Genomic DNA, 25,867 nt, shown 5'->3' with positions numbered 1-25,867 from the left:
CAATAGTTATTTATCCCATTATATACAACCTGCTCACAATACGGAAATATTCACAGGCTTATAAACTTGTCGCAAAACAAGGTTTACTTAACTTTTCCCCGATTTATACCAGCCTATAATCCATGATAACGCGCCAGCAGACATAAATGCTATAGCCATTCTATTTGAAGCGGAAATAAAGAATAAACTCCCGCAAAGAATCAGTGTTGCACCAATTCCTAATAGGTATTGAGACTTACGCTGTTTATTACGTTGCTGTTTTAATTGTTCTGACAATTGTTCGATATTGGACTGTAAGAACTTATGTTGACGCAAAGCACCATAAATTAAGTCTGGAATTTCAGGCATTTTCTCGGCCCAGTAAGGGGCTTTCTCTTTTAACGCTTGGGTAATTGCAGGAATACCGACTTGACTGTGTACCCAATCTTCTAAAAATGGTTTCGCCGTTTTCCATAGATCCAATTGAGGATAAAGCTGACGGCCTAAGCCTTCAATATAGAGTAAGGTTTTCTGTAGCAGTACAAGTTGGGGCTGCACTTCCATATTGAAACGGCGCGCAGTATTAAATAAGTTTAATAGCACATGCCCAAATGAAATTTCAGCTAACGGTTTTTCGAAAATAGGTTCACAAACGGTTCTGATAGCAAACTCAAAATCTTCAACGTTAGTATCTGCTGGCACCCAACCTGAGTCGACATGCAGTTCAGCGACCTTACGGTAATCACGATTAAAGAAAGCAATAAAGTTCTCTGCAAGATAGCGCTTATCTTCTTTATTCAGTGAACCAACAATACCACAATCGATGCCGATATATAGCGGATCTTCAGGGTGCTCATAGCTGACAAAAATATTGCCGGGGTGCATATCTGCATGGAAAAAGCTGTCACGAAAAACTTGAGTAAAGAAGACTTTCACGCCCCTTTCCGCCAAGATTTTCATGTTTGTTCCTTGCGCTTTTAAAGCCGCAATATCGGAAACAGGAATACCATAGATACGCTCCATGACCATAACGTTTTCGCGACAATAATCGGCATAAACCTCTGGTACATATAGCATTGAGCTATTCTCAAAATTACGACGAAGCTGGATAGCATTAGCCGATTCACGTAAGAGATTTAGCTCATCGATCAAGGTTTTTTCATATTCACGAACCACTTCTTTAGGGCGTAGACGGCGACCATCAGGCAGTAAAGGCACCCAATTAGCGATACGATACATGAGTTTTACATCCGCTTTGATAACCGGCAGGATATCAGGACGGATAACTTTTAAAACGACTTCCTTACCATTCTCTTTGAGTTTTGCGGTATGTACTTGAGCAATCGAAGCTGACGCTAGTGCCTTTTCATCGAAATCATCAAACCACTGTTCGAGTGGGCCGCCTAATGATTCTTCAATGTAACGACGAGCCAGTTTGCCGTCAAAGCTAGCGACCTTATCTTGCAGCAAAGAGAGTTGGTCAGCGATAGCGGGTGGAAACAGATCGCGTCGGGTAGATAGCATCTGCCCAAACTTGATCCAGACAGGCCCCAATTCTTGTAAAGCTAAACGTAAACGCTCACCAAGCTCTTTGCCCTTATGCTGGTTTTTAATCCAAAAGAAACCAAAACGACCAATACGCAGCGGTAACGTCAGCTTTACTTTTGGGATGAGCTCATCCAAACCATACGAAAGGAATACCCGAATAATAAAGTAGAGACGTTTTATTTCACCGGGCGTCATTATACTCCTCCAACTGGCTCAATCGTTTTTCTAGCTCACTTAGTGAATCAGAAACTTGTTCTACTTCATTACTAAAATAAGCCAGTTCGAGTGGGTTTGGAGCCATTTTCCACTCTTCAAGCAGTGTGTCTTTGATATAGTTTTTTTGCCTGCATGCTAAATGTGAAGCTAAACTCGCGCCCTTGCGTAGTACTTGGCTAATACCTTGTGCCGCGACATCGCCTAAGTAAGGGGATAGATAGTGTGCAGGATCCCAAATTGCCATATCTAATAATGACGACCAATGCTGTACAACCTGCATATCACCTTCAATAACAATTTCACCACTATTGATTAGCTGTGATAACTGTTGTTTGTCTTTTAGCTTAATTAGCGTAAAGAGGGATGTTTTGATTGTACAATCAGCAGGCTCATGCCATTGGCTTAAAACATCGACATGGTTATCACTGAAAATCAACGTCAATGTTTTATTCAGCTCTTTCAAATCGATAGACATGACTTTACCCGCTAAGCGCGCTCTAGCGGGTTTTAAGACCGATTCTTTAAATAACATATGATTCAAACATGTTTCCATGAATGCCGTCATTAAAGAATATAACACTGTATTTTGGCTTTCAGCCTGTGCTGATGTGGCTTCCATCTTAGAATTTAAACCCTTTATGCAATGCGACAATACCACCTGTCATATTGGTATAGGAGACTTGTTCAAAGCCTGCATTTTCCATCATTGATTTCAGTGTTTCTTGGTCTGGGTGCATACGGATAGATTCTGCAAGATAACGATAGCTATCAGGATCCCCAACCACAGCTTGACCAATACGAGGTAGAACATGGAATGAATACGCGTCATAAGCCTTATTAAGCGGCTCAATAACAGGCTTAGAGAATTCAAGTACTAGCAGACGACCACCTGGCTTTAACACTCTGAACATTGAGCGTAAAGCTTTGTCTTTATCGGTCACATTACGTAGCCCAAAAGAGATGGTGATACAATCAAAATAGTTATCAGGGAATGGCAGTTCTTCTGCGTTGGCTTGAACATAGCTAACATTACCAACAATACCAAGATCACGTAATTTTTCACGTCCCATTTTTAACATAGAGTCGTTAATATCAGCGAGGATCACCTCACCTTTTTCACCGACAAGACGAGAAAACTTCGCGGTTAAATCACCAGTACCACCAGCAAGATCTAAAACACGTTGGTTACGACGTACACCACTGGCTTCTATCGTAAAACGTTTCCAGACACGATGAATGCCGAAAGACATTAAATCATTCATCAAGTCATATTTTGATGCTACAGAGTGAAAAACATTAGCCACAAGGCCAACTTTATCTTCTTTGCCTACGGTACGGAAACCAAAATCAATAGTTTCTTTTGATGGTTCTGTCATTTCTATTATGCCTGTTTATAATTCAAACTTTTGTAGGAAGTGTAACAGTCTTTGAGGTAAAACCCTATCAAGAAGTCTAAGATTCCGCACAATATGGCTTATCTGACTTTTCAACGAGCTGTGGTGAAATAGGCTGTTTTACCTCAACCCCCATTTCTTTAAAGCTTTCTGCCTGACTAATTAAATTACCACGCCCCTCAGCCAACCTTTTCATTGCGGATTGGTAAGCATTATCCGCTTTATCAAGGCTTGCCCCTAAAAGTTGCATGTCATCAACAAAAAGGCGTAATTTGTCGTACATTTTTGCGGCTTTTGCGGCAATTTCTTGCGCATTTTGCCCTTGGCGTTCATAGCGCCACAAATTGTTAATTGTTCGCACCGCCACTAATAATGTGGAAGGGCAAACTAACATGATATTCTGTTTTATACCTTCATCAAGTAGCTCAGGCGATTCTTTTAAAGCCAATAAGTAAGCCGGTTCAATTGGAATAAACATCAATACATAATCTAAAGAGCGTATCCCCGGTAGTTGATGATAGTCCTTATGACTTAGCATACGCATGTGATTACGAATTGAAGCTACATGGTTTTTGATAGCCTGAGTTTGTTCGTCAGGGTCTTCACTATTGAAATATCTTTCATAAGCGACCAGTGACATTTTTGCATCAACAATCACGTCTTTACCTTCAGGCAAGCGGATAATCACATCAGGCTGATAACGGCTGTTATAGCTGGTATTAATACTGACTTGTGTTTCAAACTCACTCCCTTTGCGTAAACCAGAAGCTTCCAAGATCCGCGTCAGAATGGTTTCTCCCCAGTTTCCTTGGATCTTGTTATCCCCTTTAAGGGCTCGAGTCAGGTTAACCGTTTCTTTGGTCATTTGAGTATTTAGCTGCTGTAACTGACGGATTTCATACGCCAGTGTATGCCGCTCTTTGGCTTCTTCACCAAAGCTTTGCTGTACCTGTTGGCGGAACCCTTCAAGCTGTTCACGAAATGGGGATAACATGGCAATCAAGCTTTTTTGCTGCTGCTCTGATGCCCTACGCTCATTCTGCTCAAAAATCCGGTTGGCTAAATTTTCAAATTGAATCGTTAACCGCTGCTCACTGTTTTGCAGCAGGCGCTGTTTCTCTTCATTGGCTAGCTGGCTTTGCTCAAAACGCGTTGTGATTTCTCGTAATTCAGCTTCTTGCTCACGATTAATATCTCTGAGTGTTCGCAACTCTTGATCGAGACGTTCATATTCCATTTTCCACTCAGAAAGATGGATGTTTTTTTCATCACTGGCCGCAAGTTGACGATTAATGTGTTGGAGTTCTTGCTCTTTTTGATTAAGTTTTTGCGCAATAAACAGCCAAACGGCTAAGCCGCCAATTAATATACCGCCAAGGGCGCCAATAACCCCATATAAAAGAGAGGTATCCACTGTTAAATCCTTACATGACGAGATCTAGGGTAAGGTAATCGGATACTGTATATCAGTCCAGAAGTAATTTAAAACAAGCCCTAAATTGCGAGACGATTCGCAGCTTAGCCCATCCACTGAGCTAGCCAACGTAATCCAAATGCGCCTGGCGCTAATATACCAAATGCCCAAATCATCGCAGACACTAAGTTTGCCGCCTGAAAATAGCGTTTAGGCATTTTACAAATCCCAGCCACTAAAGGTACGACGGCTCTGAATGGGCCGAAGAAACGCCCTAAAAAGACACTCCATATGCCCCAACGATTGAAAAAGTGCTGCCCTCTATCAATCATTTGAGGTTTGCGAGAAATCGGCCACATTTTACGGACGTTATCTTTATAGTGAAAACCAAACCAATAAGAGAGCCAATCACCAAAAAATGCCCCTAACGTTGCCGCAAGCCATACAGGCCAGAATGTAATACCACTTTCGCCGATGAGGGCACCTAAACCTAACAGGATGACAGTTGCAGGCAACAGCAAAGATAAAAAGGCTAAAGATTCACCAAATGCTAGAAAGAAGATGATTGGCAGCGCCCATATTTCATGTTCACGGGTAAATTCGGTCACTGTATGGACGATTTCATTCAACGTCACAGCCTTTCTCCCTTATAATGGATTGGTTTAATACATTAACTAATATGTAATAAACCAATCTTAAACTAATTATTCGAGGAAATAACTTTGAAGTAAGCTTCTGCCAGCATTATCCAGTCCAAAATCACTCTCCAGCCATTTATCAATACTACCATAATGTGTTTTTATGCTATTTATGGCTGTCATAAGAAATTCTTCACGCACAGAATAGACATACTCAAACTTTTTCACCACACTGTCACTCATCCTTTGTGCATGCTCTTCCAATAAATGCTTACGGAATGGCGCGAGGGTTTCATTTGTCAGTAGGTAATCTTCCATGACGGTATCTAAGTCTGCACCCAGCGCAAATAGTACCAAAGCGGCGCCAACACCAGTACGATCTTTACCGACCGCACAATGCTGAACGATCCCCCCTTTTTCAGGCTGCTTTAACATACTCACAAGTTGATGGTAAGCAGGATTATTTAAAGGCAATAGCTCGTAAAGGCGCCCCATAAATATTTTAGGGTCAAACTGTTCAAGTGACTCTGGTGTCAGTTGACCTAAGTCGGCACTGACCTCCTTTGCCATAGGGTTCGCTGGGGCATTAACATAATGAGCACCATCCCAAATCATATCTGGTTTTGCTTTTGTTTCCGCCACATCACGGTAATCCAATATTTGATAAAGGTTTTGTGATTGTAAAACGGCCAAATCCTCTGTCGTTAAATGGTTCAAAGCTCCTGAACGAAATAGCACGCCTGATTTTATTTTGTTGCCATTGGCTAATTTTTTTCCGCCGAGGTCACGGAAGTTAATTCCACCTTTTAACGGTAATACTGAAGGGTGTAAATAAGGTGTTTTTGTCATAATTATCGCTACCTATGATATTGATTATGACTAAAACCATAACAGATTATGACCGGAAAAAAATCAGAAAAAATACCCGCCGTTAAGCAGGTATTCATAAAAGAGTGCATTGAAATGTAATCAATATCGAAAAAGAGAAAGAAAACTGGGCTCGTCTACGGTTTATTCACAACCGAGCGAACATCAAAGTAAACGAGCCAGTAATAGGAGAAATTAAAGTAGACGACGCGCAGCTTCAACAACAATGCTTAATACATTGCTTTCTGTTTTCTTCAACAGTGCTTCGTCTGGAATTTCTTGTTGAGTACGGTTAACAATCACACCTGCAACCATACCCGCACGTAGGCCTTGGCTTGAGCACATGGTCAGCAACGTCGCTGATTCCATCTCATAGTTCATCACGCCCATATCTTGCCATTCTTTCATTGAACCTCTGAAATGGCGCATCACACGACCAGTATAGGTGTCATAACGCTCTTGGCCTGGATAGAAGGTATCCGATGAAGCAGTCACACCCACATGGACTGTTGCACCCGCTTCTTTCGCTGCATCATAGAGTGCATTCGTACAAGTAAAGTTAGCAACGGCTGGGTATTCCAATGGCGCAAAATGTTGGCTCGCACCGTCTAATCTTACGGCTGCGGTTGTCACTAACACATCACCAACATTAATATTTTCTTGAATAGCCCCTGTAGTACCAATACGCAAGAAAGTACGAATACCTAGCTGCGCAAGTTCTTCTACAGCAATAGAGGTTGAAGGACCACCAATTCCCGTTGAACAAATAATGACTGCTTTACCATCAAGCTCACCACGCCAAGAGGTGAACTCACGTAAAGAAGCGAGATGTACCGGATTATCCATCAGGCGTGCGATTTTCTCGACACGATTTGGATCACCGGGAACAATTGCAACGGTTGCACCCTGTAAGTCACTCTTTTTTAGCCCTAAGTGGAATACGTCAGACATATCAAACTCCTTTACACAATGGCATCATTGAATTTATACGTTGTGATTAATATAGCGGTAAACCCATGTCAATTTAGTGACCATAGTCACTTTTAATGGAAATGATTTTATCTAGATTTCATTAAATGGTGATTTAGATCACAAATTAATTGTTTTAAATACAAATATGCAATCAGTATAGACGATATGAAAGAAAGTCACGAAAAAGCGCCCGAAGGCGCTTTGAATTATTGGCAGAAATAAAAGATAGTTTATCTATCAGAGAACTACATCAAGGATCAGAACGCCTACTAGACCAATGGCCCAAGCTATCGTTGTTGGGATAGACCAAACCATCATCTGTTGTCTAACGTCCTTAATACCCATCATTCGGTTAACAACCCAGTAGAGGCTGTCGTTGAAATAACCAAAGAACAGTGACCCCATTGTCGCAGCTTGAGCCGCAACAAGCAGATTGATATCAGGGATCTGGCTAATAATGGGAGCAGAAATCGATGCCGCTGTGATCATCGCGACGGTGCCCGAACCCTGAATTAAACGTACCAATGTGGCGATAATAAATGGGATCAACACTGGAGTGATTGGTAAACTCGCCACATGCTCCGCTAAAATATTCCCCGTACCACTGTCACGTAAAACCGCACCTAACGCACCACCCGCACCTGTTACCAGTAAGATGATCCCGGCTGACTGTAAGCCTTCTTCCATGCGGTCGATGACTTCTTCTTTCGTCGCTTTTGGCATCAGCGTATAAACGGCAATCAACACACTGATAGACAGAGCGATTATTGGCGCACCAAGGAATTCAAAGGTCTGGAAATACCAATTATTCTCCATCCCTTGAAAGGCGTCGGTTTTTAGCAATAACCCGTTGACCGCATTGATAAAGATCAACAAGATCGGTGTTACGATAGGTAATACAGATAAGAAGAGGCTTGGTAACGGCTTGTTCGCCTTTTCTTCCATATAGCGGTCGTGAATTTCTTTCAGATCTGCGTTGTTGCTTTCATCGGGCATAAACTCAGGGTATTTAACAGCTAACCACTTCGCGTAAAATACGATCCCAATAACGCAAGGGATAGCAAGGGTCATCCCCGTTAAGATCATGGCACCAATATCCACACCGAAGATCCCAGCAACCCCTAAAGGACCCGGAGTCGGCGGCACTGTGTGGTGAGTAACCACTAAGCCACCAGCTAATGCGACACCAAGTGTCAGCAGACTACGCTTACCATTTTTCGCTAATGCCTTCGCTAATGGGTAGAGGATCACGAATGCGGAGTCAACGAAAATTGGAATACTGACGATATAACCTGTGATAGCCAGCGCCCATTCTTCGCGTTTTTTCCCTAACCAACGAATAAAGCTATACGCTATTTGTTCAGCGGCACCAGAAACTTCTAGTACCCTTCCCATCATTACCCCGAGACCGATAACAATACCGATACCACCGAGTGTGCTACCAAAACCTTTTGTAATTACAGAGACGGTTTCTGCGGCGGTTAACCCACCTGAGATACCTGCAATAGCTGCTGCAATCAACATGGCAAGTAACGCATGAATACGCGTTCGCAATACCAAGAAGATCAGGACAAATATGGCCACCGCGAGGCCAATAATAGGAATATAGGACATAGCTTATCCCCTATTGCTGTGAGCCGTGGTGAGTGATGAATGAACGAATTGCATCAGCAAACGAACCATCTGCACGGAAACCAAGGCCTAAAGCACGGCTAATATCGAATTTACCCGGCCAACTTGCGACAATACGGTTAATGGCTTCATCCGGCTCAAAACGGATCAGATCAACCGTTTTTTGGCCTGCGACATCACGTAGAGCATCAATCATCCCTTGAACTGTCACAGTGATCCCCGGTAAGTTAACCGTACGAGACAAGCCAAATTGCTCTGCTGAAATGGTTGCAGCATGAATGAAATTACTGACAACCGTTTCTGGACTCGAGAGCCACAACGCAAGTTCAGGTGAAACAGGGCAAACACTCTCAACCCCATTTAATGGCTCACGAATGATGCCACTGGCAAATGAAGAAGCGGCTTTGTTCGGAACGCCAGGGCGCACACTGATTGTTGGTAGGCGTAACACACGTCCATCAACATAGCCTTTACGTGAATAGTCATTAACCATCAATTCGCACATCGCTTTTTGTGCACCATACGATGATTGCGGGTTAACCACACAAAGGTCGGTGATAACGTCAGGTAGTTCACCGCCAAATACTGCTAATGAACTGGTAAAGATAAACTTCATTGCAGGGTTTTTAGCACGAGCCACTTCCAATAATTGGCGAGTCGCTTCGAAATTTACTTTCATGCCTAAATCAAAATCGCTTTCAGCATGACTACTCACAATAGCAGCGAGGTGATAAACGATGTCGGTTTGCGCATCAATCAGCTTATCAGCGGCACCCAGCTGAGTTAAATCTGTTGCAACACAACTCACTCTAGCGTCTTCAATTGGCGATGTAGGGCACTGAATATCCGCTAAAACGAGTTGGTCAAATTTAAAACCCTGGCTGTTTTTAAGTAAAGCAGCGGCTAGCTGCTGACCCAAAAAGCCAGCGCCGCCTGTAATGATAACTTTCATTGTTATTCTCCTTGAATAGCCCTAATTTGAGCTATTCATCATTAGGTAAGATTATTTATGTCTTTATTAAATGAAGTTTTATATTTTGTTCTGTTATCCGCTGCACAGCATCGTTTGGTAGCTGATCATCACAAATAATGTCGTGCAATTGATTTAGTGGGCAAACACGGAACATGCCATATTTACCAAATTTGCTACTGTCAGAAACCAGCACACAGCGCCGAGCAACATCCAGTAATGTTTGTTTTATTTGTACTTTTTCTTCATGAGGCGTGGAAACCCCATGCAGTAAATCCCAAGAGCTAGTGCTAATAAATGCCACATCAACATTTAGGGTTTTCAGCATCATTGCGGCGGTATTGCCAACACACGAATGGTTACGTTTATCCACTTGCCCCCCCGTGTGATACAGATTGAGTTGTGATTTGTTCATCAAATACTGCATGATAGAAAAATCATTAGTCACAATCGTCAAATTAAACCGTTCACCCAGCACACGGGCTATCTCAAATGTCGTTGTTCCCGCATCGAGATAAACCACTTGCCCATCTTCAACGAGCGATGAGGCAAATTTACCTATTTCACGTTTGCTTCGGTGATGTAAACGCGCTTTCTCACTCCAAGGAAGCTCTTGGCGTAACGCATCGTTTAACCGAACACCACCGCTTATTGCAACGACTTTCCCTTCCTCTTCTAGCATGCGGATATCACGTCTTACCGTCATATGCGACACATTCATTAGCTCCACCAAGTCGTTAATCGACACGGTTTGGTACTCATGGACGTAACGGTAAATAAAATCACGACGCTCTGAAGGGATCATAGGCTCTCCTGTTTAAGACTGTGCTTGCTTCAGCCAACCTAAACCGTCTTCGGTACGACCTGCGGGGTGATATTCACATCCAAGCCAACCTTGATATCCCATTTCATCTAATTGTTTGAAAATCCATGGGTAATTGACTTCACCGCTATCAGGCTCATGACGATAAGGAACTGAAGCTATCTGAATATGACTAAATTTACCCCATAAACGCTCAATTGTTTTCAATAAATCACCTTCCATGATTTGGCAGTGATAGAGATCCAATTGAATAAACACATTTTCACGTGCGATCTTTGGTAGCAATGCCTCAGCTTGCTTTTGCGTAGTCAAAAAGTAACCCGGCATATCACGCGTATTGATAGGCTCAATTAATACACGAATGCCATGCTCAGCCATAATATCTGCGGCATATTGAATATTTTTAATAAAACACGCTTGCTGCTGTTCAGGGGTAAATCGGGCATCCAATTTACCTGCCATCGCATGCACCTGCTTACAACCCAACGCCTTGGCATATTTCAGTGCCGTCTGTACGCCTTGTGCGAACTCATCTTCACGACCCGGAATAGATGCCATGCCGCGTTCACCCGCCGCCCAATCGCCCGCTGGCATGTTGAACAGCGCTTGAGTTAAACCATATTTTTCCAACTGTTCAGCTATCGCTTCAGGTTGTTCTTCATAGGGGAAAAGATATTCAACGCCAGTAAAGCCCGCTTGTGCAGCGCGTTCAAAGCGCTGAATAAAAGGAACTTCGTTAAACATCATACTGAGGTTTGCTGCAAATTTAGCCATATCAGGTGCCTCATTTCTTTGGATAACGGCTTTCTAGCTCGTTAACTTGCTCTTCAGTGAGTGTTGTAAAACCTTGCTGGCGTAATGTGATATATAAACGCGCCGTATCTTCCAACTCTTCAGCATTGAAGAAAGCTTGCCTTAAGGTTTTACCGCCAACTACGGGTCCATGATTCGATAGCAGTACTGCGTTATGGTTAGGAGCCAATTTTTCAATTTCTTCACCAATACGGTCATCCCCCGGTGGCAAGTATTGAATTAATGGCAATTTGCCGACTCGCATCACGTAATAAGGCGTGATTGGCGGCAAGCAATTGCTGCTATCAAGCCCTGATAAACACGACAGTGCGGTTAGCCAAGGGGAGTGTAAGTGAACCACCGCTCGGCAATCAGGACGCTGTCGATACATCGCCATATGCATAGAGACTTCTTTAGTGGGCTTATCGCCATCGATCCAGTTCCCTTCTGCATCCAACTTACTTAGTCTTTCAGGATCTAAATCCCCAAAGCTGGAGTTAGTTGGCGTGACGATAATGTTCCCATCCGGAAGTTTGGCACTGATGTTTCCAGCTCCGCCGCTACTATAGCCACGGTTAAACATCGATTTAGCCCAATCAGCCAGCTCTTGGCGTAGTGCCTTTTCTTCACTCATTAAACATCTCCTGTGCGTACTGGAAGAAATTCTCTTGGCCGAAATTACCCGATTTGAGTGCCAACCAGTGACCGCTTGTTAAATCTTGAACCCATGGAACGCCCGGTGCGATTGGCGCACCAATGCTTAATTGCTCGGTTCCTAGGCTTTGAACGACTTTGCCGGATGTTTCGCCACCCGCAATAATAAAGGTGTTATAACCTTGTGCTTGTAAAAGTTTTACCACTTCCCCAAACACATTTTCCACTGCGCTACTCGCTATATCTGCCCCATACGTCTCTTGAATTTTTCTCAGAATTTCAGGTGGTTGGGTCGCATATAATAGTGGTGCGAGTCCTGTTAATTTTTGCTCTTGAACCCACGTTGCTAATTGTTGGGCATAGAGAGGGTTATCAATACACTCCCCGACATCCACGACTTTAGCTGGTGCAATTTGTTGGTAGTTTTGCACTTGTTTGTTGGTCATTGCTGAGCAACTGCCAGATAAAATCACGGTCTGACGGCCTTGGCGGCTAGGCGTTTCACCACGGCTACCACCTGCCCCCCATTCACATCCGGTATCCACATTGGCTAATGCCGCCCCAAGCCCAGAGCCGCCTGTCAGTAAAGGCATCTCTTTTACCGCTTTGGCGATCGGTAACAAATCATTCATTGTTAATGAATCAACAACGATGTAACTCGCACCTTGCTCGGCTAAGGTTGCTAAACGCTGTTTAATTAGCGTGCTGCCTTGCTGAATATCAGATAATGGGATCAGTCCAGCTTTACCTTCTGATTGCTTTTCCATCACCCTCATCAAGTTAGCATCCTTCATTGGCGTCACGGGGTGATGCTGCATACCACTTTCATTGAGCAGCTGACCATTGACAAATAAATGCCCGTGAACCACGGTTCTGCCATTAATGGGCAGTGCAGGACAAATCAGTGCAACTTGAGTATCAAGCTGCTTCATCAACGCGTCAGTCACTGGGCCAATATTGCCTTTGTCAGTGGAATCAAATGTGGAGCAATATTTAAAGAAAATTTGTTGGCAGTGTGCTTGTTGCTTTAACCAACGACATGCGTTTAACGATGCGTTAATTGCTTCATCTACAGGACAAGAACGGCTTTTTAGGCTGATAACAATCGCATCAACATCGTGTGGTACGACTGTATTGTCATCTGGTTCATTCAGTAATTGAACGACTCGCCAGCCGTTCTGGACCATAAATCCTGCGATGTCGGTTGCACCAGTAAAATCATCGGCAATCACACCTAATTTCACAGTCATACTTTTTTCTCCGGTAAAGCAATGCCTTTGAAAGTTTTGATCACTGCACTGTCATCTTGAAGGCCAAAACCTTCGTTACTTGCAGAGATAAACATTTGATGAGCAGTGGCCGCGATAGGTAATGGGAAGTTCAAGGCTTTCCCTGTTTCCATGACCAACCCTAAGTCTTTCACAAAAATATCAACGGACGATTTGGGCGTATAATCACCATCAAGAACATGCTGCATACGGTTCTCAAACATCCACGAGTTACCCGCTGCATGTGTCACGATGTCATACATCATATTCAGGTCGATACCCGCTTTAGCGGCTAATGCCATGCTTTCGGCAGCAACCGCAATATGAACCCCAGCAAGTAGTTGATGGATGGTTTTTACTGTCGACCCCAACCCCACCTCATCACCGACACGATATAAACGCTCAGCTATCGCCTCAAAAACTTCGTTAAGCTGTTCAAACAAGATCGGAGCGCCAGATGCCATCACCGTTAGTTTGCCTTCTGCCGCTTTCAGCGCGCCGCCTGAAATAGGTGCATCCATCAGTGGTAACTGATATTGCGCCAAACGCTGAGCAATCTGTTTTGTTTGCTCAGCAGATAGCGTACTATGCAACATAATAATAGTGCCTGGCTGCAACTGCTCTACCAGAGGCTTATCGCCACCAAATAGGATTGCCTCGACTTGGCGACCATTGACGACAACTAACAGTAAAGCTTGCAGATGTTGAGCGTACTCCGCCGCATTTTGGCCTACTGCGACAGCACCGGCTTGCTTTAAGGTTTGGCAGGCATCTTGGTTTAGGTCAAAGCCATAGGTAGGAATATTATTTTTTATTAGGGATTTAGCGATCCCCATACCCATTGAGCCTAAGCCAATAACACCGACGTTCTTAACGAAATTTCCCATAACAACCCCTGATGTTGTTAATCTTTGTTATTGATGTGAATTCTCACATAACAAAATTCACAAACACATGATGGATATCACATTATGAATAATATAAAAAATCACCAATATTATTTTAATTTATTGTTTTTAATGCATTTTTAATTTTTGGTAATTCACAAAACAATTCACATCGCAATGTGATAAAAAATGTGATGAGAGCGTGGTTTATACCTATCAAGTGTAAAAAATAAAACTTTTCCGCTTTTCCGTTCAGTTAAATCGCAATAGCATCATTTTTGATTGACGCCTCGCTGAAATTGACCAAAATAGCCGATTACTTAATTTTTAGGGATCCTTTAACGCACTGAACACGCTGTTGAAGCCCACAGTTTGAGAAATAATGAGGAGTATTAAATGGGTTTGTTCGATCAACTGATCACCATGGTTGCCGGTGATAAAATGAGCCAGTTTCAATCCGTAATTGAATGGATTGATAAACAAGGTGGGTTAGCAGGGGTTGTTGATAAATTTAACCAACAAGGCTTAGGTGACATTATTCAATCATGGATCAGTAACTCTGAGAACCTACCTGTGAGCGTTAACCAATTAATTCAAGTTTTTGGTAACTTAGATATCCAACAATTAGCTCAAAAAGTGGGTATTGACCCGCAAGAAACGACAGAATTGATCGCCAAATATCTCCCAAAACTCGTTAATCAAGCTACACCAGAAGGTGTTCTGCCAGAACACGTTGATTTGTCTGCAGTTGGCATGAATATGCTGAAAGAAAAGTTGTTTGGTTAATACTGCCTCATCAAAGCAAAAGTGGTAGGTTAACCAACATGCTAACCTACCACTCACCAATATTTAGCTTAGTATTCGCTTCTTAACCTTTTAGCAGCTTCCACCATGTTAGCCAATGATTGACGTGTCTCTGTCCAACCACGGGTTTTCAAGCCACAGTCAGGGTTCACCCACAGACGTTCAACCGGAACACGTTTAGCAGCTTTTCTCAGTAGCGCCACAATCCACTCAACATTTGGCACGTTTGGTGAGTGAATATCATATACACCTGGGCCAATTTCATTGGGATAATGGAAGTCTTCGAAAGCATCCAACAATTCCATGTCAGAGCGCGAAGTCTCAATCGTGATCACATCAGCATCCAGCGCAGCAATCGAATCCATGATGTCATTGAACTCGCAATAACACATATGGGTGTGGATCTGAGTGTCATCATCGGCAATTGCCGCACTGAGTTTAAATGCTTCTACTGCCCAATTTAAATATTCAGCCCACTCATCCTTACGTAATGGCAAGCCTTCGCGAAGTGCAGGCTCATCGATTTGAATAATGCCAATCCCCGCTTTTTGTAGATCATCCACTTCATCGCGTAGCGCCAAAGCAATTTGTTTGGCAATTGTTTCACGACTAATGTCTTCACGCGGGAATGACCAACATAGGATAGTCACAGGCCCCGTTAACATCCCTTTGACTGGCTTTTCAGTCAGCGATTGTGCGTATTTCGCCCACTCTACCGTGATAGCTTCTGGTCGGCTAATATCTCCAATAATGACGGGAGGTTTCACACAGCGCGAACCATAGCTTTGTACCCAGCCATTTTGTGTAAAGACATAACCGTCAAAATGCTCACCAAAGTATTCAACCATGTCGTTACGTTCGGCTTCACCATGCACTAACACATCAATATCAAGCAGTTCTTGCTCTTTAATCGCCTGCTTAATGTGTTCACTGATACTGGTACGATAGTGCATTTTATCTAAGTTACCTTTTTTGAAATCAAGGCGCAGTGTTCTAATTTCACTCGTTTGTGGAAACGAACCAATTGTTGTGGTTGGCCATAATGGCAAATTAAAGCGTTCACGTTGACGTTGAGCGCGTATTTCATATGGGCTATTACGTTCAGCATCCCCTTTACGGATCCCTTGCAAACGCTGATTGACCGCCGCATTATTGACACGAGTTGATGTCTTACGAGCACGAACCGGAGCGCTGTATTGTTCTAATCCAGCAAGATGCTCTGCCGTTGGCTCATTTAACGCTTGGCTTAGTAATGCTAATTCCGCACATTTTTGTAGCGCAAAAGCAAACCAACTTTTAACTTCTTCATCTAAGCGAGTCTCATCGTTGAGATCGATAGGGCTATGGAGTAGTGAACACGATGAGCCGACCCACAAATTACGTTGGCCTAACAACGGCTTAATACGTGCAAACTTTTCACCTAAGTCAGCTTTCCATACGTTACGACCATTGATAATGCCTAATGAGAGCACCCAATCTTGTGGTAGCGCTTGGTGTAATTTTTCGATGTCATCTTGCCCAGCGACAACATCAACATGCAATCCCTGTACTGGTAGCTGTTTAATCAGATCCAGATGGTGACTGATGCCATCAAAATAGGTTGTCAGCAACAGTTTGGTTTTCCCAGCTAACGCTTGATAAGCCGTTTGATACGCCTGCTGCCACTCTGTTGGTAAATCTAACACCAGTGCTGGCTCATCAATTTGTACCCACTCAATTCCTTTTTGCGCTAAACGTGCAAGAATTTCTTGATAGACAGGTAGCAGATCATTCAATAATGATAAACGATCGAATGATTCACCTTTTACTTTGCCTAACCATAGGTAAGTCAACGGACCAATTACAACAGGTTTGATAGTATGGCCTAGTGCTAACGCTTCATCGACTTCCTCAAACAGTTGTGTCCATGATAAGCTGAATTTCTGCCCTTTTTGGAACTCAGGTACGATGTAGTGGTAATTGGTATTAAACCACTTAGTCATCTCGCCTGCCGCTGCTGGCTTTCCTGTTGGCGCGCGGCCACGAGCCACTCTAAATAGTGTATCTAAATCAATTGAGCCATCTTCGTTTTGATGACGTGGAGGTACATTCCCCAGCAATAAGCTCGTCGTTAATACTTGGTCATACCAAGCAAAATCACCGACTGGTAATAGTTGCACACCGGCATCTTTTTGTTGTTGCCAGTGACGAGCACGTAATTCACGACCCGTTGCTAAAAGCGCTGCTTGGTCAATTTTTCCAGCCCAATAATCTTCTTGTGCGCGTTTTAGCTCCCTTTTCAGACCGACACGAGGAAATCCAAGTGTATGATTTATAACAGACATATTGACCCCTTAAAATTTTTAGCCGTCTAGATGTTTACACATCTATAATCAACAGGTACTGTATAAAGCACAAGCGCAAATTATTCATTGTCATCTTGAAGGTTTCTCATGATCGAATTAAAACATCTAAAAACATTGCATGCGCTCAGCCAACATGGCTCATTGGCAGCGGCTGCAACTTACCTGCACCAGACTCAGTCAGCATTGTCACATCAATTTAGTGACTTAGAACATCGTTTGGGCTTTAAGCTATTTATTCGTAAAAGCCAGCCATTACGATTTACACCGCAAGGGGAAGTGCTATTGCAACTGGCACACCAAGTATTACCAATGGTGAAAGATGCTATTCGTATTTGTAATGAACCGGGCGTGTCGACGCTACGTATCGCTATCGAATGCCATAGCTGCATTCAATGGCTAACACCTGCATTACAGCAATTTAGGCAAACATGGCCGCAAGTTTCAGTGGATTTTAAATCGGGAGTGACTTTTGACCCGCAGCCCGAATTACTTTCACGAGAGCTGGATATTGTACTGACTTCAGATATCTTGGCTGATAAAGAGATCCACTACACGCCGCTGTTTGATTATGAAGTAAAATTAATTGTGGCTAATGATCACCCTTTAGCAAAAAAACCGATTATCGAGCCTCATGATCTCGCCGATGAGACCTTACTAATTTACCCAGTACAACGTCATCGCTTTGATGTTTGGCGCCATTTCTTACAGCCAGCCGGGGTTTCACCAAAGGTGAAAGCCGTTGATAATACATTGATTTTAATACAGATGGTGGCAGCTAAAATGGGGATCGCCGCATTACCACATTGGGCGGTGGATTCGTTTGAAAAACAGGGGTTAATTAGTATAAAAACATTAGGGAGTGGTTTGTGGAGCCGGTTGTACGCTGCATGCCGTGAAGGAGAGCAACGCCAACCCGCTATTGAAGCTTTTACCAAAACGGCCACTAATCATGCCGTTGAGAATCTGTCTTACGTGAAACCGGTGAAAGTATCCAACGCCTATGTACCCACAGAGACGCGACAATCAGGCTCGCTCCAATGGTAAAACTCAACCAATCTGGATGCTGTTGCCAGATGGCAAAATTAACCAGTAGCCCCGCTGGAACCATCATATTATTCATGATAGCAAGGGTTCCGGCGTCTACTTTTGTGGCGCCATAATTCCACATAAAGTAACCGATGCCAGAAGCCACAACACCTAACCACAGTAAAACCCACCATTGAACATGTGTGGTTGGCACTAGCGATTTATCCCCAAATAGCCCCCATCCGAACAGTGCGACCAGCGTTGCACCGATATAAAACCATGAAAAAGCTTGATGCTGAGGGATAGGATATATTTCCATCAAACGCTTATATCCCACCTGACCGACAGCAAAGAAGATATTAGCTAATTGCACAAATATCAGACCTACCCAGAAAGATTCACTAAGATGGTCATAACGAATGATGGCTGCACCAATAACGGCAAGTAGCGAGCTAAACAAATAGCCCATCCGTAAACGTTGGCGCTCCAATAGATCATAAATGAGCGTCACATACAGAGGGGTGAGTACCGTAAATAACAAAAATTCCGCGACGGTGAGATGGCGATACGCTTGGAACACAAAGAAATACATAATACCGAGTTGGCATGCACCAACAATCATGTACAGCACAATCACTTTGAATCCCAGCCCTCGCCAGCGTAAAAATGGCAAGAAGACCAATGCCGCTAAAGAAACACGTATTAGGACGGATAGCCAGCTATCCACTTGCCCAGCGAGATATTCACCAATAAGACTAAAAGACGCTGCCCAAAGCAGCGTCGTAATCACAAGTAACCACATTATTGTATTGTTCTCAATTAATGCTCTTTTTCAATCAATACAGCTTCCAACAAATCGAGATCCGTCAGTAAGGATTGCAGCGTTTCATTGCTAATTTTACGCGTTGCACGCAGGTGATATAACTCACCACGTTCAGCACGTAATGCGGTTAGCCTAAAGCGCCGCTCTAAATCTTCAATCTGTAAGTTATGTTCGATTTCATCTTGGCTAGCGGTACGTCGGCGCAAATGCCCCGTAACCCTTGAGGCCACTTCACTAATATCCTCAGGGTCTAATTTTTCATCAACATCCGCCGATAAACGCTCTTCCATCTTGTTTAAACTCACAATGGCGACTTCAGCCATTGCGGCTTTCGCCATACGAATTTCGTTAATATCCGCTTCTTTATCACCGACTTTAAAGTTGCGCAGCAACAGCGGTAACGCGATGACGCCCGCGAATATTGAGAATAAAATCACCCCTGCCGCAATAAAGACTAATTGATAACGCGCTGGGAAAGGTGAACCATCACTTAAAAAGAGGGGTACTGAAAGCACACCGGCTAAGGTAATCGCCCCACGAACTCCCGCAAAAGAAGCTAGCCACAGCTCACGTACCGTATAGTTAGCAAATTGCAGTGGCCTTTTTTTCAGGAACAGGCGGCTAAACCTTTTCATGAGCCATAACCAACAAAAACGCAAAATTAGCAAGGCAAAGTAGATAATGGCGACTGCCGCAAACAACATCCACGTTTCTACGCTAGGATCCAGTTCCGCTTGCAGTACTGATGTTTCCCAAATCCCCGGCAATTGTAAGCCAAGCATGATAAACACCAAACCGTTAAATACGAATTCTAACATTGACCATACGCTGTCAGCACGCAGTCTCATCGCTAATGGCGCATTACGGATCACCCCAGATTTGGTGATTGTCATCCCCGCAGCCACCGCAGCCAAAATGCCTGAGAAACCAATATGCTCCGCAATCATATAAGAGGCAAAAGGCAGCAATAACATAAAGACAATTTGGGTTGCAGGATCATCGCCACTCCAGCGACTCATTAAGCGCAATGACTTGCTGTAAACCCAAGTCACAATGATACCGGATAGCAAACCACCTATCGCCACTTTAAAAAATTCAATCGTGACGCCAGACACTGAGAACATCATGGTTTCCATTGCAATCGCAACCGCAAATTTTAATGCAACCAGACCTGAAGCGTCATTCATCAATGCTTCGCCTTCCAACACGCTCATCATACGCTTAGGTATACGACCTTTACCGACAATCGAAGAGAGCGCTACCGCATCCGTTGGCGAAAGGACAGCAGCAAGTGCAAATGCAGCAATCAAAGGAATACCCGGCATTAACCAGTAAATGAGATAACCGATACCCACAACGGTTACCAATACCAGTACTAATACTAGGATGAAAATCTCACGACCATTTTGGAAAAATTCACGTGTTGGCGTTTTCCAGCCATCAACGAATAGCAATGGCGGGATCAATAGAACCATAAAGAGTTCAGGGTCAAACGTGACATGTAATCCAAACTGAGGCCATGCAAGCAATGCACCAATCGCGATTTGAATTAAGGGTAATGGAACGCGAACAGGGATGACTTTTGTCACCACACCTGAAACAGAAACTGCCAAAATTAAGATGAGAATAGTAAAGAAAATTTCCATGTTGCCCTTACTGATTAACGAAATGAACCAAACCCAAATATGACCCGTCGCAGCAGAATATTAGGTAGCTCGTCAGGCCATGAAATTTTTCAGTAAAGCCAGCAACTCGTGAAAACCCGCGGATTTCACATGTTTCACCGCCTTTTGTCTATTCTATCCTTAACTAACTACTAGGCGGGAAAATAATTCAAACTTTAAGATTAATCGCGATAATACATTAGGGGGCAGCCGATGCGCCAGCCCCCACAGAACAACGAATCTTAAATCGCTAAATCAGCAGCATAAAATGCCACTAATAGAACAGCAATAACCACGGTTCCAATATTCAGCTTACGCCACTCACCTGCAAAGATACGTCCAATCACCAATGCGGCGAAACCTAACATAATGCCAGTAACAATGTTACAGGTCAGAACAATAAACACAGCACATAATAAACCGGACATCGAATCGACAAAGTCATCAAAGTTCAGTTTAGAAACATTACTCAACATCAACAGACCGACATACATCAAAGCTGGTGCCGTCGCATACGCAGGTACTAAATAAGACAGAGGTGATAAAAATAGAATCAATAAGAACAACAGGCCAACGACCACCGCAGTAAGCCCCGTACGACCACCAGCAGCAGTACCAGCAGCAGATTCGATATAAACCGCAGCAGGAGAAGCCCCAATCGCTCCAGCAAAGATACTGCTTACCGAGTCCGCAGTTAATGCTTTACCACCATTAATAATTTGCCCATCTTTATCCAGCAAGTTAGCTTGACCAGCAACCGCACGGATGGTTCCTGTCGCATCAAAGACTGCGGTCATGACCAATGCTAATAAGCTTGGTAACACGATAGGTTGCAAGGCTCCCATAATGTCCATGCTCATGATCAGTGATAAACCATCTTCACCTAATGAAGGAAGCTTAAAGAAACCTTGGTACTTAACGGCAGGGTCAAAAATTAACCCTATGATTGAAATAGCAATAATCACCAACAGAACACCACCGGGCACGCGACGCTTCTCTAAGCCAAAAATAACCGCTAAACCCGCTAATGCCATTAATACAGGGAAAGAGGTAAAATCGCCAAGTGCAACAGGTAGCCCTTCATTTGGGTTTTTAACGACCAACCCGACACCATTTGCGGCTATCAGTAATAAAAATAACCCAATACCAATCCCAGTACCGTGCGCAATCCCCATAGGCATATTACGCAGGATCCAGCTACGAATTCCTGTCACCGAAATAATAGTAAACAGGCACCCCATAAGAAACACGGCCCCTAAAGCAACAGGGATACTGATTTTCTGGCCTAACACCAAGCTAAAAGCCGTAAATGCGGTAAGTGAAATCGCACAACCAATCGCCATTGGCAGGTTAGCCCACAGCCCCATCAATAGTGAGCCAAAACCCGCCACTAAACAGGTCGCAATAAAGACAGCTGTAGGAGGGAACCCTGCCTGCCCTAACATTCCCGGAACGACAATGACGGAATACACCATCGCCAAAAATGTCGTTAACCCTGCAATAATTTCACGGCGAACCGAAGAGCCACGCGCAGAAATTTTAAAATATTTATCCAATTTGCAATTGGTTGAAGCCTGTTGGCCAGACATGGAAATACCCCTGCTAAATATGACAAAAAGCGCCTAATCTCACTGACGAAAACGATTACGTTTTTAGAAAAAACTGATTGAGCGAGTGATTTACTCACCCCCCACTCTCACGCAATCGTTTGGCTTTAACAATAGAGATGGCAGACTATGAAGCGGGCAATTATCAATCGAAATCGACGTATTGATCAAGTGTTTTCAAGTTACATGGGGCAATCGCACACAACAAAGCAAACTTAACATAAATTTTTAGATTTTATCCCTAGCACAGTGAGGAGGTTTTACCGAATTTGGCATCCTTACTATCCGACTTATTAACCCTCTCTATTGTGAATGGATTTTCTTTTCGTTTAGCTACAGTTAATAAATATTTTGTTAGAGTTAAGTGTTGCTTCGCTAAATAATAGTGAGGGGTATTAGCGAGAGGATGACAAATAACTTATTTTTTAAATCGCATTTATTACATAGAATATAATGCTGCAAAAATATAATCTGACAACGAGAATTTAAATAAAAATCAACTTTAATTTCATCATGTTAACAATTTTTATGTGTAAACATTAATTATATTTGATCTCGTTAAAATTAAATATCACATAAAATTATTAATTACTGACATATATTCACTGCAAGAACAATGCAAAAAAAATTAACACCTAATCAAAAGTCATTAATTTTATTTATTGGCTTTCTCGCCATCTATCTTTTACCTGGTATTTACGGGCACACTCCGTGGAAGCAAGATGAAAACTATAGCTTTGGTATTATCCAAACTATGTTCGAAACAGGTAATTGGCTCGTACCAACGAATGCTGGCGAACCGTTTATGGAGAAGCCACCACTGTACTATTGGGTCGCCACCATCAGTGCCCATTTGCTATCTGGCTTTATGCCGCTTTATGATGCGGCGCGCAGTGCGACATTGTTATTTTCAGTGATTAACTTTTCATTTTTTATTCTACTTGCTCGCCGTGCCTTCAATACAGACCATATTAGTGATAAACGCATTTGGATTGCATTCGCACTCTACCTTTGCGCCCCCGGCATTTTAAGGCATAGCCATGATATGTTTACGGATGTTGCACTCATTACAGGTGCTACTATCGGTTTGTACGGCATTCTTGGGCTAATACGCCAGGAAAAGGTTGCGATGTCCGCATTATGGCTAATGTTTGGCACAGTGATCACCATGCTATCAAAAGGGGTGTTTATTCCGGGTGTGTTATGGTTAAGCTTACTGCTAGCCCCGATTTTTCTACCACACTGCCGCCAAAAGCTTTTTTGGCTACCTGCAATCATCGCCGGTCTCACTGCTCTTATCTTGATTTTACCTTGGCCTATTTTACTCTATCGCCAACATCCCGATCTGTTTATGACTTGGTTTTGGGAAAATAATATCGGTCGTTTTCTAGGCTTCTCTGTTGAAAAATTAGGTGCCAAAGCGAACTTAACACGTGTTCCAGCATCCGTGCTGCTATTTGCACTGCCAGCAGGCATACTGGCTACCCTCTATTTTATTAGAAATCCGTTAAAACGATTACGTAGCCGTAACGAGTACTTAGTCACCATTTTCCCGCTACTTGGGATTGTATTTTTACAAATTTCAGCAACAGGTAGAGCGCTCTATTTGCTCCCTTTCATCGCCCCACTTGCAATCTTAGGGACCCAAACCGTGCTTGCGCTTCCTGAAAAAGTGCTACGCGGTTTCTCATGCTTTGCGGCTACGCTATGGTCACTACTTATTATTTTCCTGTGGGTTTGCTATTTTATCGCCCTTTCGGGTCAGACGCAGGTGTGGCTTACACCTTTTAGTAAATGGCTACCGATGAGTTACCAAATGCCATTTTCGATAGTTGCTTTGCTAGTCGCGACAATCCTCACCGCCATCTGGTTTTTACGCGGAGCGTTATTGAGCCGACAGATTACCTTACGTGCCATGCAAAACTGGACGCTAGGCATGTGTATCGTATGGGGGATCACATTCAGCTTATTTTTAGGCTGGATAGACTATACCAAAGGGTTTAAAGATGTCTTTGTCGATTTAGAACAACATCTAAAAGGCCATTATCATACCAATGACTGTATGGCATCCGATAATATCGGTGAATCCGAAGCCCCTATGCTGTACTACTACACAAAGATCTTACATCAACGGCAAGATCGCTTTGAAAAACCAGAGCAGTGCCGCTGGTTAATTGTGTTATCAAAACAGATCAAGCCAGCTCCCGCAGGTATGACGCTATTTTGGAGCAACCACCGCCCCGATGAATTCACCGAAAACTTAGTTGTTTATAAAAGCATTGAGTAGAGAAATGAAAAATCTGTGCCAGTTTATCACCACTGGCACACTATTTTTTAGTTAAGCTTGTTGCGTGCTTTGGGCGCTATATTTTTCACGCGTAAACCACAAAAATGCTGTAGCAATAAAAATGAGTAATACGGGTAACCCCGCCAGCGAAAGAGATGTCGCGACGCCAGCTAATAACGGCCCGGACAAATTACCAATTCCCCATAACATAGCCGCAGCGGCATTCGCAATAATTAGGTCATTGCCTTTAAAATATTGACCAATTTGCACAAGCGCAATGGTGTAAATAGCACCGGCTGTTGCCCCCAAAACAAATAACAAGACCCAAATTAAATAATGGTGAGTTATCAAGAAAGGTAATAAACAACTCGCTCCTAATGTGACAACGCCGCAAATCCGATACAGTTTTTCACGGTTCATATGGTCCGCTAACCATCCAAATGGCATTTGCATCACCGCATCCCCCGCTAAAATTGCACTGATCATCATCGCGGCAATCGCCTCAGTATGCCCCATTCCCATACCATAAATAGGGAACATCGATAAAATCGTGCCATCAAAAAAGGCGAAAAATAGAATACCAGCACAAATGCCCGGAGCGACTTTAACAAACTGAATAATTGAAAAACGTGATTCACTGGCTGTCGCGGAAATACGGTCACCCACCTTTTGTTCCATAATTAAAAATAGTGCTATAGATATCAGGTGAAGTAAGGTGCAAATCAATAATGGAGATTTATCTTCTACGCCATAGTAAGCAATAAAAGAGGGGCCGAGTAGTTGGCTCACGGTAAAAACGGTGGTGTAGATGGCGAGGATACGGCCTCGCTTGCTTTCCGGGCTAAGTTCATTAATCCATGTTTCCCCTAAACAAATCAGTACACCGCTGGCTAACCCTGTAATCAAACGTAATGGAAAGAGCAGCCACAATGGTAACGAACTCAGTAACGGTAGCAAACTTATTGCAGAAATAATGGTTGCGATAAGCATTGCTTGTCGTTTCCCACACCAACGAACAATCCGTTGCACCATAGGGGCAATTAAAAACATCCCTAAAGCAGGTGCAGCTGAAATAATGCCAATATAGAGTTCGCTAACACCATAGTTATTTAATCGCAAAGCGACCATTGGGATACTTAAACCAATAACGATACCAATGACAGCAATACTGGTTGTAATGGTAAAAATAGCGAACGAAGGGGTACGACGAAAATGCTGTAAACGCTGATTATCAGAGCTCATTTTGATATTAATCTG

At 43.2% G+C, this 25,867-nt stretch carries 22 protein-coding genes; 3 read left to right on the top strand and 19 right to left on the bottom strand.

What is annotated here, in order from left to right; genetic code table 11:
- Positions 1-87: 87 nt before the first annotated feature.
- From ubiB to ltnD, 14 genes are all read right to left on the bottom strand, one after another.
- Positions 88-1,722, bottom strand: a complete 1,635-nt coding sequence (ubiB, locus tag I3B46_RS02615; RefSeq protein WP_004924714.1) for a ubiquinone biosynthesis regulatory protein kinase UbiB — start codon at positions 1,720-1,722, stop codon at positions 88-90.
- Positions 1,709-2,362 carry a ubiquinone biosynthesis accessory factor UbiJ gene (locus I3B46_RS02610; RefSeq protein WP_163761905.1) on the bottom strand — a complete coding sequence of 218 codons (654 nt, stop codon included), beginning with the start codon at positions 2,360-2,362 and terminating at the stop codon, positions 1,709-1,711. Before I3B46_RS02610 ends, ubiB begins: the two co-directional genes overlap by 14 nt.
- A 1-nt stretch (position 2,363) precedes the next feature.
- Positions 2,364-3,119: a bifunctional demethylmenaquinone methyltransferase/2-methoxy-6-polyprenyl-1,4-benzoquinol methylase UbiE gene (ubiE, locus tag I3B46_RS02605; RefSeq protein ID WP_004924710.1), complete on the bottom strand. Its 756-nt coding sequence runs from the start codon at positions 3,117-3,119 to the stop codon at positions 2,364-2,366.
- A gap of 76 nt (positions 3,120-3,195) precedes the next feature.
- The gene (gene rmuC / locus I3B46_RS02600) at positions 3,196-4,551 is read right to left on the bottom strand and encodes a DNA recombination protein RmuC (RefSeq protein ID WP_102780989.1); all 1,356 of its coding nucleotides are present in this window, start codon (positions 4,549-4,551) and stop codon (positions 3,196-3,198) included.
- A gap of 104 nt (positions 4,552-4,655) precedes the next feature.
- Entirely contained in the window at positions 4,656-5,186 is a 531-nt protein-coding gene (locus I3B46_RS02595; protein ID WP_004924706.1) for a DedA family protein, read from the bottom strand.
- Positions 5,187-5,255: 69 nt separating this feature from the next.
- Positions 5,256-6,038 (bottom strand): tyrosine-protein phosphatase, encoded by a 783-nt coding sequence (locus tag I3B46_RS02590; protein ID WP_004924704.1) that lies wholly within the window; start codon positions 6,036-6,038, stop codon positions 5,256-5,258.
- Positions 6,039-6,251: 213 nt separating this feature from the next.
- On the bottom strand, positions 6,252-7,007 hold the full coding sequence (udp, locus tag I3B46_RS02585; RefSeq protein ID WP_004924702.1) for a uridine phosphorylase: 756 nt from the start codon (positions 7,005-7,007) through the stop codon (positions 6,252-6,254).
- A 258-nt stretch (positions 7,008-7,265) separates the two neighbouring features.
- Positions 7,266-8,642: a GntP family permease gene (locus I3B46_RS02580; protein ID WP_004924699.1), complete on the bottom strand. Its 1,377-nt coding sequence runs from the start codon at positions 8,640-8,642 to the stop codon at positions 7,266-7,268.
- 10 nt (positions 8,643-8,652) lie between these two features.
- Entirely contained in the window at positions 8,653-9,612 is a 960-nt protein-coding gene (gene denD, locus I3B46_RS02575; protein ID WP_104873015.1) for a D-erythronate dehydrogenase, read from the bottom strand.
- A 55-nt stretch (positions 9,613-9,667) separates the two neighbouring features.
- A complete protein-coding gene (locus tag I3B46_RS02570) occupies positions 9,668-10,435 on the bottom strand; it encodes a DeoR/GlpR family DNA-binding transcription regulator (RefSeq protein WP_004924695.1) in 768 nt (255 codons plus the stop codon).
- 12 nt (positions 10,436-10,447) lie between these two features.
- On the bottom strand, positions 10,448-11,227 hold the full coding sequence (gene otnI, locus I3B46_RS02565) for a 2-oxo-tetronate isomerase (protein ID WP_004924693.1): 780 nt from the start codon (positions 11,225-11,227) through the stop codon (positions 10,448-10,450).
- A 10-nt stretch (positions 11,228-11,237) separates the two neighbouring features.
- Positions 11,238-11,879 carry a 3-oxo-tetronate 4-phosphate decarboxylase gene (otnC, locus tag I3B46_RS02560; protein ID WP_004924692.1) on the bottom strand — a complete coding sequence of 214 codons (642 nt, stop codon included), beginning with the start codon at positions 11,877-11,879 and terminating at the stop codon, positions 11,238-11,240.
- Entirely contained in the window at positions 11,872-13,149 is a 1,278-nt protein-coding gene (otnK, locus tag I3B46_RS02555) for a 3-oxo-tetronate kinase (RefSeq protein ID WP_004924691.1), read from the bottom strand. The genes otnC and otnK overlap by 8 nt, the downstream gene beginning before the upstream one ends.
- On the bottom strand, positions 13,146-14,054 hold the full coding sequence (ltnD, locus tag I3B46_RS02550) for an L-threonate dehydrogenase (RefSeq protein ID WP_004924688.1): 909 nt from the start codon (positions 14,052-14,054) through the stop codon (positions 13,146-13,148). The genes otnK and ltnD overlap by 4 nt, the downstream gene beginning before the upstream one ends.
- 396 nt (positions 14,055-14,450) lie before the next feature.
- On the opposite strand from ltnD, the gene I3B46_RS02545 reads away from it, so the two are divergent.
- The gene (locus I3B46_RS02545) at positions 14,451-14,840 is read left to right on the top strand and encodes a YidB family protein (RefSeq protein ID WP_004924685.1); all 390 of its coding nucleotides are present in this window, start codon (positions 14,451-14,453) and stop codon (positions 14,838-14,840) included.
- A 68-nt stretch (positions 14,841-14,908) separates the two neighbouring features.
- Here I3B46_RS02545 and metE read toward each other — a convergent pair whose 3' ends face one another.
- Entirely contained in the window at positions 14,909-17,182 is a 2,274-nt protein-coding gene (gene metE / locus I3B46_RS02540; protein ID WP_104873017.1) for a 5-methyltetrahydropteroyltriglutamate--homocysteine S-methyltransferase, read from the bottom strand.
- Between the two features lie 108 nt (positions 17,183-17,290).
- Between metE and metR the strand changes: the two genes are divergently transcribed.
- Entirely contained in the window at positions 17,291-18,247 is a 957-nt protein-coding gene (metR, locus tag I3B46_RS02535) for an HTH-type transcriptional regulator MetR (protein WP_004924682.1), read from the top strand.
- On the opposite strand, the gene I3B46_RS02530 is transcribed toward metR, so the two are convergent.
- The 3 genes from I3B46_RS02530 to I3B46_RS02520 form a co-directional block, all read right to left on the bottom strand.
- The gene (locus I3B46_RS02530) at positions 18,147-19,031 is read right to left on the bottom strand and encodes a carboxylate/amino acid/amine transporter (RefSeq protein WP_014656864.1); all 885 of its coding nucleotides are present in this window, start codon (positions 19,029-19,031) and stop codon (positions 18,147-18,149) included. The genes metR and I3B46_RS02530 overlap by 101 nt on opposite strands.
- Before the next feature lie 17 nt (positions 19,032-19,048).
- Entirely contained in the window at positions 19,049-20,698 is a 1,650-nt protein-coding gene (locus I3B46_RS02525) for a Na+/H+ antiporter (RefSeq protein ID WP_004924681.1), read from the bottom strand.
- A 260-nt stretch (positions 20,699-20,958) separates the two neighbouring features.
- Entirely contained in the window at positions 20,959-22,305 is a 1,347-nt protein-coding gene (locus I3B46_RS02520) for an NCS2 family permease (protein WP_004924678.1), read from the bottom strand.
- 634 nt (positions 22,306-22,939) lie between these two features.
- Between I3B46_RS02520 and I3B46_RS02515 the strand changes: the two genes are divergently transcribed.
- Positions 22,940-24,610 carry an ArnT family glycosyltransferase gene (locus tag I3B46_RS02515; RefSeq protein ID WP_102780984.1) on the top strand — a complete coding sequence of 557 codons (1,671 nt, stop codon included), beginning with the start codon at positions 22,940-22,942 and terminating at the stop codon, positions 24,608-24,610.
- Between the two features lie 51 nt (positions 24,611-24,661).
- Here the strand turns inward: I3B46_RS02515 and I3B46_RS02510 are convergent, their stop codons facing one another.
- On the bottom strand, positions 24,662-25,852 hold the full coding sequence (locus I3B46_RS02510) for an MFS transporter (RefSeq protein ID WP_004924464.1): 1,191 nt from the start codon (positions 25,850-25,852) through the stop codon (positions 24,662-24,664).
- Positions 25,853-25,867 lie beyond the last annotated feature (15 nt).

This window comes from Providencia sp. 2.29 (genome assembly GCF_015832305.1).
Taxonomy (GTDB): Bacteria; Pseudomonadota; Gammaproteobacteria; order Enterobacterales; family Enterobacteriaceae; genus Providencia; species Providencia stuartii.
The sequence above is the reverse complement of the archived record's forward strand: the minus strand, read 5'-3'. Positions and strand labels throughout refer to the sequence as shown.